Genomic DNA, 15,011 nt, shown 5'->3' with positions numbered 1-15,011 from the left:
CCGTCGCCGTGCGGCCGGTCTTCGCAACCTCCACATGAGGTGACTTCCGTATGACCGGAAGCAAGCGCATCTACGCCCTCGACACCAACGTGCTGCTGCACGATCCGACCTCGCTGTTCCGCTTCGAGGAACACGATGTCTTCATACCGATGACGGTGCTGGAGGAACTGGACGAGAAAAAGAAAGGTGGTTCGGAAGTTTCGCGTAACGGACGGCAGGTCAGTCGATTCATCAACGAGCTCATCGAACGCGGCGGCGGCGAAGGCATCCGCGGAGGCATCGAGCTTTCCAATCCTCAGGGCATCAAGCTCCAGCGCACCGCGGTCGGCCGGCTGTTCTTCCAGCAGCGCGCCGGGCACGGGAACGGCAAGGCCGACAACCAGATCCTCGCCGCGGTGCTCGATCTGCGCGATCAGTACCCCGATCGCCCGGTCATTCTCGTCAGCAAGGACATCAACCTCCGGATCAAGGCGTCGATCTACGGGATCGACGCGGAAGACTACGAGAACGACCGTGCGCTGGACGATTTCGCCCTGCTCTTCACGGGCTCCGACGCACTGCCGGAAGACTTCTGGAGCCGGCATCCCGAGCTTCGTTCGTGGAACGAGCGCGGCCGCACGTTCTACGAAGTGAGCATGCACGAGGACGAGGCGTGGTACGCCAACGAATGCCTCTACATGCCGGGTGAGAACGACGTCGAACTGCGCGTCCTGGAAATCACCGGCGACGAGGACGATCGCAAGGCAAAGCTCGTATTGCTGGACGACCACACGCATGCCGCGCATGGCGTCTGGGGCATCGCGGCACGCAACCGTGAGCAGAACTTCGCGCTCAACCTGCTGATGGATCCGGACGTCGACTTCGTCACCCTGCTCGGCACCGCCGGCACGGGTAAGACGCTCCTCGCGCTTGCCGCCGGTCTGGCCCAGGTCATGGACCAGCAGCGTTACCGCGAGATCATCATGACTCGCGCGACGGTTTCCGTCGGCGAGGACATCGGTTTCCTTCCGGGTACGGAGGAGGAGAAGATGACCCCGTGGATGGGTGCGCTGACCGATAACCTCGAAGTGCTGGCCAATCCTGAGGAGGGTGGGTCGTGGGGACGTCAGGCGACGAACGATCTGCTCGCGTCGCGGGTGAAGATCCGCTCGCTGAACTTCATGCGCGGTCGTACGTTCCTCAGCCGTTATCTGATCATCGACGAGGCGCAGAACCTGACGCCGAAGCAGATGAAGACGTTGATTACGCGTGCGGGGCCGGGGACGAAGATCGTCTGCCTGGGTAACGTGGAGCAGATCGATACGCCGTATCTGACGGAGACGACGTCGGGACTTACCTATGCCGTTGACCGGTTCAAGATGTGGGCTCATTCGGGGCACATCACGCTGAAACGCGGTGAGAGGTCGAGGTTGGCTGACTTCGCTTCTGAAGCGCTTTAAGTAAGCTGCTATAAGAAAAGGCACGGGTCGTGGCTCGTGCCTTTTCTTTTGCCTGGCGGGGCTCGGCTTCGCCATCGCGGGCTCTTGCCGCGTTTCGGCAGGCGAGCCGCCGGTTGCCATTCTTGTCGCTAAGTCCTCCTTCGGCCGTCGCCTACGTGCGGAAGCGCTCCAATAATGGCAACCGGCGGCTCCCCACGAACGTGACGTCGGGTTGTGGGCCGAGCGATACCCGCAAGCCTGGATGCGCCGCTATCCTTCGGTTATGACGATGCGCCCTAACACGCTCACCATTGCTGGCTCCGACTCCGGGGGTGGCGCGGGTATTCAGGCTGACCTGAAGACATTCCACGCGAGGGGTACGCACGGCCTGACGGCCATTACCGCGGTGACGTCGCAGAACACGCGTGGGGTGACTGCGGTGCACACGTTGCCGTTGGCGCATGTGCGTAGCCAGATCGATGCGGTGTTCGACGATTTTTCCATCGCCGCCGTAAAAACCGGGATGCTGGGGAGTGCGGCCGTCACACGACTTGTGGCGAAGGAAATGCGGCGGCGGCAGCCGGCGTGGCTGGTGGTGGATCCGGTGATGATCGCCACCAGCGGGGCACGATTGCTGGATGAGGATGCGCTTGAGGCGCTGGTGACGCGGCTGATTCCTCTTGCCGACGTGCTGACGCCGAATCTTCCTGAGGCCGAGGCCCTGCTGGGTCGGCCGCTGGGGCGCGATATGGATGCCGCGGGGGCCGACTTGTTGGCCTTGGGAGCTGCTGGAGTGCTGCTCAAAGGCGGCCACGGAAAGGGGCGCGAAGTCGTCGATCGCTATTACGACGCCAGTGGGGTTATCGAGGTCCGGAATCCGCGCCTCCCCTTCGAAGGGCATGGAAGCGGCTGCACGCTGGCGTCGGCGGTGGCGGCGGGGCTGGCTCGGGGCAAATCGCCGCAATCGGCTGTCCGCGAGGCAATTGCGTGGGTTAACAAGGCCTTCCAGCGGTCCTGGCGGCCGGGCCGGGGCACGGTGCACGTGCTGGGGCACTGAGGGGGGAGTATCCTATGCGCGTTGATACGGGCCGCTTCGGCCACATGTATCGCTCGTCCTTGTCGAGTCCACGCGCATGAATTTCCTCGGGCCACGCTTCATCGTCCTGTACCTCCTGATCCTGTTCACGCTTTGCGTGCTGCTGGTGCATCTGCGCGGCCGTTCGCGCTTGCGCTTCGATCGCCAGCTGGTGGATCACTCGGCGATCTTCGCGCCGTACAACCTGCTCATGTACGCTTTCTCGGCCGTGCCGGCGCGGCCGATCCTCGATCGGCGCGGCTTCCCGCAGCTCGACCTGCTGCAGAACAACTGGCAGGCGATTCGTGCGGAGGCGATGCACCTGTTCGACGAGGGCTTCATCCGCTCGGCGGAGAAGCACAACGACGCGTCGTTCAACTCGTTCTTCAAGCAGGGCTGGAAGCGTTTCTACCTCAAGTGGTACGGCGAACCGCTGTCCTCGGCCGAGGCGCTCTGCCCCGAGACGGTCAAGCTGCTCAACTCGATCCCGAGCGTCAAGGCCGCAATGTTCGCCCTGCTCCCGCCGGGCAGCAAGCTCAACGCGCACCGCGACCCGTTCGCGGGTTCGCTGCGCTACCACCTCGGTCTGATCACGCCCAACTCCGACGACTGCCGCATTTTCGTCGACGGTGAAATGCACGCCTGGCGCGACGGGAAAGACGTCGTCTTCGACGAGACCTACGTGCACTGGGCCGAGAACCGCACGGACCAGACCCGCGTGATCCTCTTCGCCGACGTCGAGCGTCCGCTGAAGAGCCGCCTGATGACGGGCATCAACAAGCGCGTCGGCGCTTTCATGGGTTCGATCACCGCCTCGCCCAACAGCGACGACGGCAATGAGCAGGTCGGCTTCGTCAATCGCATGTTCGCCCTGAACAAGCGTGGCCGCGAGCGCACGCGCAAATTCAAGAAGGCGAACCCGAAGCTGTTCCGCCTGATCAAGTACGTCGGCATCGTGCTGATGATCTGGCTGATCTTCCTGGCGCCCTACCCGTTCTACCGCTGATCGGGTCTTAACATCGCGCCGCGCGCGTGGCGCGATACTCCGGGCGGGGTGAGCCTGAACGGAGTACAGGTTATGAGCCAGCGAGCGTTCTGCCTTGCGTTATTGATGCCCATCGCCGCGGCGGCCTCTGCCGCGCCACCGCCCGCGCCCGACCTGGCGCCTCTGGTCTCGAAGCTGGTGGACGACACGGCAAGGGATTCGGACAGCGAACGTCGTGCGTTCGATGCGCTGATGAATCTCGGCAGCGCGGGCGTGCCGTATATCGTCAGTCACCTGGGCGACGGTCGTCGCCTTCCCGAGCAGTCGATCTGGGTGCGCCGTCAGGGCTCACGCGATCGGCAAGGGCAGCCCTGGTACGTCCATGACGGGCTCGAGTTCGTGTTGAAGGTGGTGACTGGGCGGGCTTTCGGTCCGCAAAACGGGCATCTGTTGCCGAGTCAGCGTGAGAAGAACACACGCAAGTGGGTGGAGTGGTGTGTCGATCATTATCCGGCGCAGGCTTCGGTTTGCCGGAGCGGCTCACGCGACTAATCGACGGCGTTCGCTGCTCAGGTCAAAGCGCCGCGTCCGGGCTCGGCTTCGCCATCGCATTTGTCTTGAAGCCTCGCCTCGGGGCAAGGGCGCCGCCGCCTGCCATTCCTGTCGCTAAGTCCTCCTCCGGCCTTCGCCTCCGTGCGGAATCGCTCCAGGAACGCCAGACGCCGACGCCCCTCCGAACGCTGACGCACCCCGGCTCATTGTAGGAGCGAGCCTGCTCGCGAACCCTCAGCGTGAGGTAAATCGAAAGATGCGGTGCACCCATCCGTGGCGGGTGTTCCCCAATATCAAACCTTGTCCCACTCCATCTTCGCGTGCGCCCGCGCGGCGCACTGCACACCCATCGTAATCAATGCACCGACGCCACCCAGCGCAAGCAACGTTCGCTGACGCTCGGGAATTTCGTCTTCCTGCAGCGACTCAGCGAGCAAATCGGTCATGCCGCGCGCGTATTGCAACAACTCGGTAGCGTCATTCAACAACGCGTTGACGCTCGCCTCGGGGTCGATACAAAAACTTCCTTCGCCAACCGTTCCAAACTTTTCCATAGTCATCTCCATGCGTGCCGCACGTAGCCCCGAGTTGTGGCACGCCAAAACGCAAAGGCGTGCCACCATCGCTCGCACGATGAGCCTCATCGGCCTGTCCGTGACCGGACGCCGGGCGGTGTGTTCAAGAAGTGGTTCGCAACGCCAGTCGCTGTCTTGCGGCCACACGGCAACGCGCCGGATAGCTACGGCAAGAAAAAACTCAACTGACAACGGCAGGCGCCGCGGTTCTTCAATCGTGTCTGCGAGGTCGGCAGACGGCCCGGTAACCGTTGAGGGAAGTGCCGCCGGGAAGCGGCACGCGTGAGAATGCCTTAGTATTTGGCATAGCCATGGTCAACCTTCGTCGTTGATTAGGGTCAGCGGACCTTGTGGTGGTGGTACACCCTAGGTCCGCGCTCACCGCTTTGAGCGATGGTTGCCTGCGATGCGTGGAATGCGATCCCGCAGGCAACGAACACAAGCTAGCAAAAAACGCGACGTCGTGTCATGAGAATCTGCGTCAATTCGCGACCCATTCGCGCGTCACCGCAAGCTTACCCAGACGCCGCTCCCGCTCTGCTCTCCGCTCTCCACACAACGAACCGCACCGTCCGAAGGGAGTCGTCGGCTGCCGTGCGTGGAGCGCTTCCGCACGAAGGCGAAGGCCGTAGGAGGACCTAGCGACAGGCATGGCAGCCGACGGCTCCCTAGCTACGACGCGCAAGAACAAAAGCGATGGCGCAGCCGAGCCCTCCAACGCGATCAAAAAAAAGACCCCACGATCACTCGCGAGGCCTTTTCCAAAAGCGACAATCCGATCGAACCGTAACGCTTAAGCCGTAGCGCGAATCCGCTCGACGATCGCATCGCCGAAGGTATCCGTCGTGCCCGTACCACCGACGTCCGGCGTCGTACGATCACGCGCGTTCATCACGTCGCTGATGGCGGCGCGCAGACGCGTCGCCTTGGCGACCATGTCGAGGTGATCGAGCATGTCGGCCGCGGCGAGCAGCAGCGCGCACGGGTTGGCCTTCTTCTGACCCGCGATATCCGGCGCCGAACCGTGGACGGCTTCGAAGATCGCCGCGTCCTTACCGATGTTCGCACCCGGGGCGAGGCCCAGGCCGCCGACGAGGCCGGCGCACAGGTCGGACAGGATGTCACCGAAGAGATTGGTGGTGACGATCACGTCGAACTGGTACGGGTTCATCACCAGCTGCATGCAGGCGTTGTCGACGATCATTTCCTGGAATTCGAGCTCCGGGTAATCTTTCGCGACTTCACGCGCCACGTCGAGGAACAGGCCTGACGAGGTCTTCATGATGTTGGCCTTGTGCACGGCCGTGACCTTCTTGCGGCCCTTCTGCTTCGCCATCTCGAAGCCGTAGCGGCAGATCCGCTCCATGCCCGGACGCGTGTTGCGGATGACCGAGACAGCCACCTCGTTCTCGCCGGTGCCTTCGCGCGTCTGGCCTTCGGCCATGTACGCACCCATGGTGTTTTCACGCACCGTGATGATGTCGATGTTCTCGAAGCGCGCCTTGGTGCCCGGGAAGCTGATCGCCGGACGCACGTTGGCGTACAGGTCGAACTTGCGACGCAGGGTGACGTTGATCGAGGTGAAGCCACCGCCGATCGGGGTGGTCAGCGGACCCTTCAGAGCGACCTTGTGCTTCTCGATCGCATCCAGCGTGGCCTGCGGGAGCAGATCGCCGTGCTTCTCGAGCGCGACCACGCCCGCGTCCACGTAGTCGTAGGACAGACCGCAGTCGAGAGCATCGAGGACGCGGATGGTCGCGTCCATGATCTCGGGGCCGATGCCGTCGCCGGGAATCACGGCAATCGTCTTGCTCATGGGGTTACTCCTGAAGGATGCGTCGCATGACACACGCACAAGGGCGCGTGTGGGGAGAAAAATCGCCCAATTATCGGCGATCTCGCCCTCTTCCTTCAAGTTTGGCGCCCCGGGTGGGGCGCCATGCCCTCGTCAGGCCGCGGGATGGTCCGCGCAGACCTCCGCCTCGGCCGGAGCCTCGGTCTCGAGGGAGTCGAGGAAGTCCACGGCGCGACGCAGGTGCGGAATCACGATGGAGCCGCCGACGACGAGGCCGACGCTGAATACCTCGAAGAACTCGTCGCGATTGACCCCCGCTTCCTTGCACTGGGCGACGTGGTAGCTGATGCAGTCGTCGCAGCGCAGCACCATCGAGGCGACCAGGCCCAGCATCTCCTTGGTCTTCACATCCAGCGCGCCAGCGCGGTAGGTCTGGGTGTCCAGCGCGAAGAAGCGACGGACGACCTGGTTGTCCTCGCCAAGGATGCGCTCGTTCATCCGCTTGCGGAACGCGGTGAACTCTTCCACGCGGTTACCTTCGGTCGGCGTGCCGGACATCAGTTCGTCGCCCCGAGGATGTCGGCCAGACGGCCGCTGCGGTCGGCGGCGGCGAGGTCGTCGAAACCACCCACGTGGGTGCCGTTGATGAAGATCTGCGGGACCGTGCGGCGACCGCCGCTCTTCTCCAGCATGATGTCGCGCTGCGCCGGATCGGTGTCGATGCGCACCTCGTCCCACGCCAGGCCCTTGGCCTTGAGCAGGTTCTTGGCGGCGACGCAGTACGGGCAGACGGCGGTCGAGTAGATGGTGATATCGGGGGTGGACATGGGAGATTGGGCTCCGAACCGGAATGACTACAAAATGGCGATCTGGCGCCTATTTTACAAGGCAATCGAACCCCGCGCGGCCTCCGGGGTCAAACCGGCCCCACCGCGCGCGGCGTGGAGGGTCCTTCGTCGTTTGGTGATGGTATCGTCCTCGCACTTATGCGCACCCCATTTCTCCGCCTGTCCCTGATCGCCGCCAGCGCCCTCGCCACCTTCGCCGTGGGCGCGCAGGACAACGTCCGCCTGCCGGATCTGGGTAGCTCGGCCAACGCCCTGATCAGCCCGCGCGAGGCCGACGAGTACGGGGCCATGATGCTGCGCCAGATGCACGCGCTCGACCTCACGGTGGACGACGCCCTGCTGGACCAGTACATCAACGACCTCGGCTACCGTCTGGTGGCGGCCAGCGACCGGCCGAAGGATCACTTCCAGTTCTTCATCGTGCGCGACACGCAGATCAACGCGTTCGCGGCCCCCGGCGGCTACATCGGCGTCAACGCCGGCCTGATCAACATCACCGACAACGAGAGCGAACTCGCGGGCGTTATGGCCCACGAGATCGGCCACATCACCCAGAACCACCTGTACCGCGCCTTCGAGGATTCGAAGAAGAACGCCCCGCTGATGGCCCTGGTGCTGCTGGGCGCGATCGCCGCCGGTGCCGGTGGCGGCGCGGGCGACGCCGCGCCCGCCGTGCTCATGGGTGGCCAGGGGCTGCTCATGCAGCGGCAGATCAACTTCACGCGCAAGGACGAGGTCGAAGCAGACCGCGTCGGCATCCAGACCCTGTCGCGGGCCGGTTACGACCCCGAGGCGATGGGCGACTTCTTCGGCCGCATGCAGGACACGCTGCGCGTCGGCCAGGGCGAAGAGGCGCTGCCCGCCCTCCTGCAGACCCACCCGGTGACCCTGGCCCGTATCAGCGAGGCCAAGGCGCGCGCCCGTACGCTCGAGGAGGCCCAGGCCAACAAGCCGCGCCAGCCCACGCTGGACAAAGCCAGCTGGGAGAAGAGCACGGCGCCGGTGCTCTACGTGAAGGATCCCACCGCGCTGATCACCCCCTCCGGCAAGGTCGCAAAGGACAGCGTCAGCGACACCTATGCGCTGATGCGCGAGCGGGTGCGCGTCCTCTCCGGGGATGCCCGTCAGCTGACGTCCTTCTATGCCACGAACCTCAAGCGCAAGGATTTCGACACCGCGGCCAACCGGTACGGCTACGCGCTGTGCCTGCTGCGCACAGACCACGGCGCCCAGGCGGTCGAACAACTCCAGCCGCTGCTGGCCAGCCTGCCCTCCAGCGTGGTGCTGCGCCTGGCCATGGCCGACGCCTACGAGAACGCCGGCCGCCACGGCGACGCCATGGCGATCTACAAGGCGCTGCACGACAACTCGCCGCGCAACCGCGCCGTGGCTCTGGGCTACGCGCGGGCGCTGGCCAACAGCGGGCGCGTGGAAGACGCCCGGCTCGCTTCGACCATGTTGAAGCCGATGCTCGACGACAGCGACGACCCGGACATCTTCCTCACCTTCGCACGGGCCAGCGAGCGGTCCGGCGACGGGATCCGGGCCGCGGAGGCGTATGCGGACAGCGCCTACCTCGCCGGCCGGCCGTTCGACGCCATGGAGCAGCTCAAGCGGCTGCTGAAACGGGACGACCTCGATTATTACCAGCGGTCGCGCATCCAGGCCCGGATCGGCGACCTCACCCCACTGCTGCTGGAACTGCGCAAACGACGCATCACGACCGACGACAACCCGGACGGGCGCAGTCAATACGTGCGGTCTCAGTTCGGTCTGAGAACCGGATTGTGACCGTTGTCATTAGCGTGTAACACAGCATGGCTGCAATATGACCGTCATAGCCAACGAGCGGCCCACGCGTGCATAAGCGCATTCTCATCGTAGAAGACGAAGCATCGATCCGCGACATGGTCGCATTCGCGCTTCGTAAGGCGGGTATGGACGCGGCTCACGCCGCCGACGCCCGCGCCGCACAGATGGCGATCTCGGAGCGGGTACCGGACCTGATCCTGCTCGACTGGATGCTCCCGGGCACCAGTGGACTGGAACTGGCCCGTCGCCTCCGCCGGGAAGAACTCTCGCGCGAGATCCCGATCATCATGCTCACCGCGCGCGGTGAGGAGATGGACCGGGTGAACGGACTCGAGGCCGGCGTCGACGACTACGTCATCAAGCCGTTCTCCACCCGTGAGCTGATCGCCCGGATCAAGGCGGTGCTCCGCCGCAGTCAGGGCGACGACGGCTCCGGCGTGGTGGAACTCGGCGGCCTGCGCATCGATGGGCCCGCGCATCGCGTGTTCGCCGGCGAGGAAGCCGTGCCGATCGGCCCGACCGAATACCGCCTGCTGTTCTTCTTCATGACCCATCCTGAGCGCGTCTACTCGCGCGCCCAGCTGCTGGACCATGTCTGGGGCGGCAGCGTGTACGTGGAGGAGCGCACGGTCGACGTGCATATCCGCCGCCTGCGCAAGACACTGGAGCCGTGGAAGCTCGACGACATGGTGCAGACCGTGCGCGGCGCGGGCTACCGCTTCTCCGCGAATACCTAGGCTTGCGCGGGTAGCCGCGCTATGGTCCCTTCCTGAGACCGACACCGGCCGTGCCCGCCATGCCACAACGCTTCCTGACTTCCTGGCGATTGCCTGCCAGCTGCGCCGCCCTGCTTCTGCTGGGTGGCGCGGTGGGCTGGCTGACGGGTGCGGTATGGCCTTGCGTGACGGTGGTCGCGCTGGGGGAAACCGTCGTGCTGTTGTCGCTGTTCCGTCACAAGTCGGGGCCAATGTTGCAATCGTCCGCCACGCCCCATCCTGACCATGACCGTCTCATGACTCGCACCCGCCGAATCGCCTCCCGCCTGCGTGACCTGCGCAGCGCGGCGGGAACCCTGCCCGACGCCGTGGTCCTGCTGGATCACTCGCACCATGTGCGCTGGTTCAATCACGCGGCGGAGGATCTGCTCGGTCTGAAGCGACCGCGCGATCGTGGCCGCGTGCTGGCCGATCTGATGCGCAACACCGACCTGTCGGACTGGCTGGCCGAGGGCGCCCGCGAGCCGCTCAACGACGTGACCGCACCGGGCCACCCTAACCGCCATGTCACGGCGACGCTGCTGCCGTTCGGCAGCCGCCAGCGCCTGCTGCTGGCCCGCGACACCAGCCACCTCACCCGCCTCGAACAGATCCGTCGCGATTTCGTGGCCAACGTCTCGCACGAGTTGCGCACGCCGCTGACGGTGATCCACGGCTACCTGGAATTGCTCGATCCGGAAGATGTGCCCGAACTCGCGCCGGTGCTGGACGAGATGCGCGCGCAGTCCAAGCGCATGGGCCAGATCGTGGAAGACCTGCTGACCCTGTCGCGCCTGGAAACCCAGGAGCATGTGGCCGACGAGCAGGTGCAGATGGCCCCGCTGCTCGCCAGCCTCCGCAAGGAAGCCGAGGCCCTGAGCCAGGGTCGCCATACCATCTCCCTGGACGTCGCCACGGCGCACGACCTGCTGGGCTCGCCCAAGGATCTGCACAGCGCGTTCTCCAACCTGGTCAGCAACGCGGTTCGCTATACGCCCACGGGCGGCAAGATCGCCATCCGCTGGGCCGATACGGAAGACGGCGCGCGCTTTTCGGTACACGACTCCGGCTTCGGTATTCCCGCCGCGCACATCGCACGGCTGACCGAACGCTTCTACCGCGTGTCGTCGAGCCGCTCGCGCGACTCCGGCGGCACCGGCCTGGGCCTGTCGATCGTCAAGCACGTGCTCAACCTGCACCAGGCGCGCCTGGTGATCGAGAGTGAGACGGGCAAGGGCTCCGTGTTCGCCTGCGTGTTCGTCAGCGACCGGCTGCTGGACAGCACCCGCGTGCACGAAACGGCCGGCCTGCACGGCTGATCGATGGCAGGCACGCGTAGACGGGTTGCTGCGACGCCGCTTTCCGGCATGATCGTCCATGCGCCACCATCGGACGTCATGAAAGGATTACCGGAACGAATGAGCGAGCCCGTCGACCTCGGCAACCCCGACCTCTACATCAACCGCGAACTGGCGGCGCTGGAGTTCAACTTCCGCGTGCTCGCCCAGGCCCGCGACCCGGACGTTCCGGCCCTGGAGCGACTGCGCTACCTGACCATCGTCAGCAACAACCTCGACGAATACTTCGAGGTCCGCGTCGCCGTGCTCAAGCATAAGCACGCGCTGGGGGCGGCGATGCCGGGTGCCGATGGACTGTCGTCGACCGAGATCCTCGCGCGGATCCGCCAGCGCACGCTCGAGCTGGTCAGTGAGCTCTACGCCATCTGGCACGAAGAACTGCTGCCATCACTGGAAGCCGAAGGCATCCGCTTCCTGACCCGCGGCGCCTGGAGCGACCGCCAGCGACGCTGGCTGCAGGGGTATTTCCAGAACGAGATCATGCCGGTGCTGTCGCCGCTGGGTCTCGACCCCGCGCACCCCTTCCCGCGCATCCTCAACAAGACCCTCAACCTCGCTGTCGTGCTCGAAGGCCGCGACGCCTTCGGTCGCGAAGGACACATGGCGCTGGTGCGTGCGCCCCGTTCCCTGCCCCGCATCATCCATATCCCGGGCGAAGTGGACGGCAGCGAGGGAGACTTCGTCTTCCTGGCCGAGGTGCTTCAGGCCTTCGCGGACGAGATCTTCCCGGGCTTTCGCGTGTGTGCGGCGTATCAGTTCCGCGTCACCCGCAACAGCGAGCTGGTGGTCGAGGAAGCGGAGGTCGAGAACCTCGCCCGCGCCCTGAGCGAAGAGCTGGTCGGTCGCGGTTATGCCCGGCCCGTGCGTCTCGAAGTCGGCGCGGACTGTCCGCGCGCGATCACGGAAATGCTGATCGCGAACTTCCAGCTCGAGGATGCCGACGTATACCGTTGCGACGGTCCGGTCAACATCATCCGCTCGGGCCTGATCTACGATCAGGTCGACCGTCCGGAGCTGAAATTTCCGCGCTTCACACCGCGCCTTTCGCCGGCCTTCGGCAAGGGCGTCAACGAATTCGACGTCCTCGGTGTGCGCGACGTGCTGCTGCATCACCCGTACGAATCGTTCGCCGCCGTGGTCGAACTGCTTCGCCGCGCCTCGCAGGATGCGGGCGTACTGGCAATCAAGCAGACGCTTTACCGGGCCGGTAAGGATTCCCCGCTGGTCGACCTGCTGGTCGAGGCGGCACGCAACGGCAAGGACGTCACCGTGGTGATCGAGCTCCGCGCGCGTTTCGACGAGGAAGCCAACATCGGCCTCGCGACGCGCCTGCAGGAAGCGGGCGTGCAGGTCGTTTACGGCGTGGTGGGCTACAAGACGCACGCCAAGATGCTGTTGATCGTGAGGCGCGAAGCCGGCGGCCTGCGCCGTTACGTGCATCTGTCCACCGGTAACTACCATCAGGGCAACAGCCGCGGCTACACCGACATCGGCCTGATGACCTCGAACGCGGACATCGGCGAAGACATCCACAAGGTCTTCCAGCAGCTGTCCGGTCTGGGGCCGATGATCCAGCTGAAGCGTCTGCTGCATTCGCCGTTCACGCTGTACAGCAGCGTCATGGGCAAGATCGAACGCGAGATCGAACACGCGCGCAACGGCCGTCCCGCACGCATCGTCGCCAAACTCAACGCGCTCAACGAAGCGCATGTGGTCGAGGCGCTGTATCGCGCCTCGATCGCCGGCGTCAGCATCGACCTGATCATCCGCGGCGCCTGCACGTTGCGTCCGGGCATCCCGGGCGTGTCGGAGAACATCCGCGTGCGCTCGATCATCGGCCGTTTCCTCGAGCACAGCCGCGTGTACTGGTTCGGTAACGATGGCGAGCCGGAGCTCTACTGTGCCAGCGCGGACTGGATGGAACGCAACCTCATGCGCCGCATCGAAGTCGCCGTGCCGATCATGGAGCCCGACCTCGCCTCGCGCGTTTACGCCGAGACGCTGGACAACTATCTGCGCGACAACACGCAGGCGTGGCTGCTCGGCACCGATGGCCGCTACACGCGCAGCCACCCGTCGCAGGGCGAAGCGCCGCATAGCGCGCAGCAGGCGCTGCTCTCGGCGTATTGCGGGTGACACGGCGCGTCCTGCTCCTGTCGGTATCCGCGGGAGCGGGACACGTGCGCGCCGCGGAGGCGCTCGAAGCCACGGTGGCCGCGTTCGCCGCCGAGGGACACGATGTCGAGGCGAAGCACCTCGATGTCATGAACTACGTGCCGTCCACGTTCCGGCGGATCTACGCGGACTTCTATCTCAGCCTGATCACCCGCTACCCGCGGCTGTGGGGCATGCTCTATCGCATCACCGACGATACGCATCCCGACGCGGTGACCGAGCGCATGCGGCGTACGATCGAGCGCCTGAATACGCGACGGCTGCGTGCGGCCATCGCGGCATTCGCGCCCGACGCCATCGTGTGTACGCATTTCCTCCCGGCCGAGATGCTGGCACGACAGATCCGCAAGGGTCGCGTCACCGTGCCCGTCTGGCTGCAGGTGACCGACTTCGACCTGCACCGGCTCTGGGTCGTGCAGGGTATGGCCGGCTATTTCGCCGCCAGTCCGGAAATCGCGCACCGCATGCGCGCTGTCGGTCTGCCGGCGTCGCGCGTGCATACGACCGGTATCCCGATCATGCCCGCCTTTGCGCGCGCGCACGACAGACAGGCCCTGAGTGCCACGCTCGGTATCGACCCCGACCGGCCGGCCTACCTGGTGATGGGTGGCGGTGCCGGAGTCGGCGATCTGGACCAGCTGGCCGACACGCTGCTGTCCACCGGTGGCGACTTCCAGCTGGTGGTGCTCGCCGGCCGCAACGCCGTGACACTGGAGCGGCTGCGCGGCATCGCGGCATCGAAGCACGCCGGGCGCCTCATTCCGCTGGGTTTCACGCGTCAGGTCGAGGACGTCATGGCCTGCTGCGATCTCGCGATTACCAAACCCGGGGGACTGACCAGCTCGGAGTGCCTGGCCATGGGCCTGCCGATGATCGTGAATGCGCCCATCCCCGGTCAGGAAGAACGCAATGCCGATTACCTGCTCGAACAGGGCGCCGCGTGGAAGGCGATCGACGCCGTCGCGCTGGCGTGGCGTGTCCGCCTGCTGAGTGACGAGCCAGATCGTCTCGCCGCCATGGCGGCTTCCGCGCGCGCCATCGGACGCCCGCATGCGGCGCGCGACGTGATCGCCGCCGTGCTCTCCCATCCGGACGGTCCATGAGTCATTCGCCCCGCCGTCGCGTCGTCGCCGTGCTGACGACCGCGCTGTTTACCCTTCTGCTCGCCTTTCTGTTCGCCCATGTCGAGATCGAAATCGAAGGCTCGCATGGCTGGGCGACCAGCCTGCCCACGTGGCGTATCGAGAACCACTGGTTGCTCGACCTGTTCTGGGGCGGGCGCGCGATGACGGGTTACCACGCTTACGTGTTTCCGTTCATCGCGCTGTTCTTTCATTTTCCGGTGGTCTTCCAGGGGTACTGGAGCTGGCGTGCGCAGGTGCGGACGATCGCCTGTGTGATGCTGTTCTGGGTGGCCGAGGACGGCCTCTGGTTCGTTCTGAACCCCGCATTCGGTCTGGCGCGCTTCGACCCCGTGGACGTGCCGTGGCACCGGCACTGGTGGGGCCCCGCGCCAACCGACTACTGGGTGTTCGGTTTTCTCTGCGTCGTGCTGTTCATCCTCTCCGCGCTGCCGAAATCGCGTGAGGCGAAAACCGCGTAGGAGCGCGGTCTGCGCGCGATTTCCATGTCGCGCGCAGGGTGCGCTCCTACCCTCGCGCGC

General features: G+C 65.2%; 14 protein-coding genes. 10 read left to right on the top strand and 4 right to left on the bottom strand.

Annotated features, from left to right (window positions below; translation table 11 throughout):
• The first annotated feature begins 50 nt into the window (after window positions 1–50).
• The 4 genes from BLT40_RS02110 (at window position 51) to BLT40_RS02095 (ending at window position 4,030) form a co-directional block, all read left to right on the top strand.
• Window positions 51–1,439, top strand: a complete 1,389-nt coding sequence (locus BLT40_RS02110; RefSeq protein WP_090351036.1) for a PhoH family protein — start codon at window positions 51–53, stop codon at window positions 1,437–1,439.
• 241 nt (window positions 1,440–1,680) lie between these two features.
• Entirely contained in the window at window positions 1,681–2,475 is a 795-nt protein-coding gene (gene thiD / locus BLT40_RS02105) for a bifunctional hydroxymethylpyrimidine kinase/phosphomethylpyrimidine kinase (protein ID WP_079521134.1), read from the top strand.
• 76 nt (window positions 2,476–2,551) lie between these two features.
• Entirely contained in the window at window positions 2,552–3,499 is a 948-nt protein-coding gene (locus tag BLT40_RS02100; protein ID WP_036111945.1) for an aspartyl/asparaginyl beta-hydroxylase domain-containing protein, read from the top strand.
• Between the two features lie 72 nt (window positions 3,500–3,571).
• The gene (locus BLT40_RS02095) at window positions 3,572–4,030 is read left to right on the top strand and encodes a hypothetical protein (RefSeq protein ID WP_090351033.1); all 459 of its coding nucleotides are present in this window, start codon (window positions 3,572–3,574) and stop codon (window positions 4,028–4,030) included.
• A 293-nt stretch (window positions 4,031–4,323) separates the two neighbouring features.
• Here the strand turns inward: BLT40_RS02095 and BLT40_RS02090 are convergent, their stop codons facing one another.
• The 4 genes from BLT40_RS02090 to grxC all read right to left on the bottom strand — a co-directional run bounded on the left by BLT40_RS02090 (window position 4,324) and on the right by grxC (window position 7,227).
• On the bottom strand, window positions 4,324–4,674 hold the full coding sequence (locus tag BLT40_RS02090) for a hypothetical protein (protein ID WP_090351031.1): 351 nt from the start codon (window positions 4,672–4,674) through the stop codon (window positions 4,324–4,326).
• Between the two features lie 724 nt (window positions 4,675–5,398).
• Window positions 5,399–6,421, bottom strand: coding sequence for an isocitrate dehydrogenase (locus BLT40_RS02085; RefSeq protein ID WP_036111939.1), 1,023 nt, complete (start codon window positions 6,419–6,421; stop codon window positions 5,399–5,401).
• Window positions 6,422–6,553: 132 nt separating this feature from the next.
• Complete coding sequence (locus tag BLT40_RS02080; protein WP_090351028.1) at window positions 6,554–6,958, bottom strand: carboxymuconolactone decarboxylase family protein; 405 nt, start codon at window positions 6,956–6,958, stop codon at window positions 6,554–6,556.
• Window positions 6,958–7,227: a glutaredoxin 3 gene (gene grxC, locus BLT40_RS02075; RefSeq protein WP_036111935.1), complete on the bottom strand. Its 270-nt coding sequence runs from the start codon at window positions 7,225–7,227 to the stop codon at window positions 6,958–6,960. Before grxC ends, BLT40_RS02080 begins: the two co-directional genes overlap by 1 nt.
• A 159-nt stretch (window positions 7,228–7,386) precedes the next feature.
• Here grxC and BLT40_RS02070 point away from each other — a divergent pair, with 159 nt between their 5' ends.
• From BLT40_RS02070 to BLT40_RS02045, 6 genes are all read left to right on the top strand, one after another.
• Complete coding sequence (locus BLT40_RS02070; RefSeq protein WP_090351026.1) at window positions 7,387–9,039, top strand: M48 family metalloprotease; 1,653 nt, start codon at window positions 7,387–7,389, stop codon at window positions 9,037–9,039.
• A 68-nt stretch (window positions 9,040–9,107) separates the two neighbouring features.
• Window positions 9,108–9,797, top strand: a complete 690-nt coding sequence (gene phoB / locus BLT40_RS02065; RefSeq protein ID WP_036111931.1) for a phosphate regulon transcriptional regulator PhoB — start codon at window positions 9,108–9,110, stop codon at window positions 9,795–9,797.
• Window positions 9,798–9,856: 59 nt separating this feature from the next.
• Window positions 9,857–11,134: a phosphate regulon sensor histidine kinase PhoR gene (gene phoR / locus BLT40_RS02060; RefSeq protein WP_043694837.1), complete on the top strand. Its 1,278-nt coding sequence runs from the start codon at window positions 9,857–9,859 to the stop codon at window positions 11,132–11,134.
• Window positions 11,135–11,233: 99 nt separating this feature from the next.
• Window positions 11,234–13,309, top strand: a complete 2,076-nt coding sequence (ppk1, locus tag BLT40_RS02055; RefSeq protein ID WP_079523028.1) for a polyphosphate kinase 1 — start codon at window positions 11,234–11,236, stop codon at window positions 13,307–13,309.
• A 44-nt stretch (window positions 13,310–13,353) separates the two neighbouring features.
• Complete coding sequence (locus tag BLT40_RS02050) at window positions 13,354–14,451, top strand: MGDG synthase family glycosyltransferase (RefSeq protein ID WP_079523029.1); 1,098 nt, start codon at window positions 13,354–13,356, stop codon at window positions 14,449–14,451.
• Entirely contained in the window at window positions 14,448–14,951 is a 504-nt protein-coding gene (locus BLT40_RS02045) for a hypothetical protein (RefSeq protein ID WP_090351020.1), read from the top strand. The genes BLT40_RS02050 and BLT40_RS02045 overlap by 4 nt, the downstream gene beginning before the upstream one ends.
• The last annotated feature ends 60 nt before the right edge of the window (window positions 14,952–15,011 follow it).

The organism is Dyella sp. 333MFSha, from assembly GCF_900102405.1.
Classification (GTDB): Bacteria; Pseudomonadota; Gammaproteobacteria; order Xanthomonadales; family Rhodanobacteraceae; genus Luteibacter; species Luteibacter mycovicinus.
The sequence above is the reverse complement of the archived record's forward strand: the minus strand, read 5'-3'. Positions and strand labels throughout refer to the sequence as shown.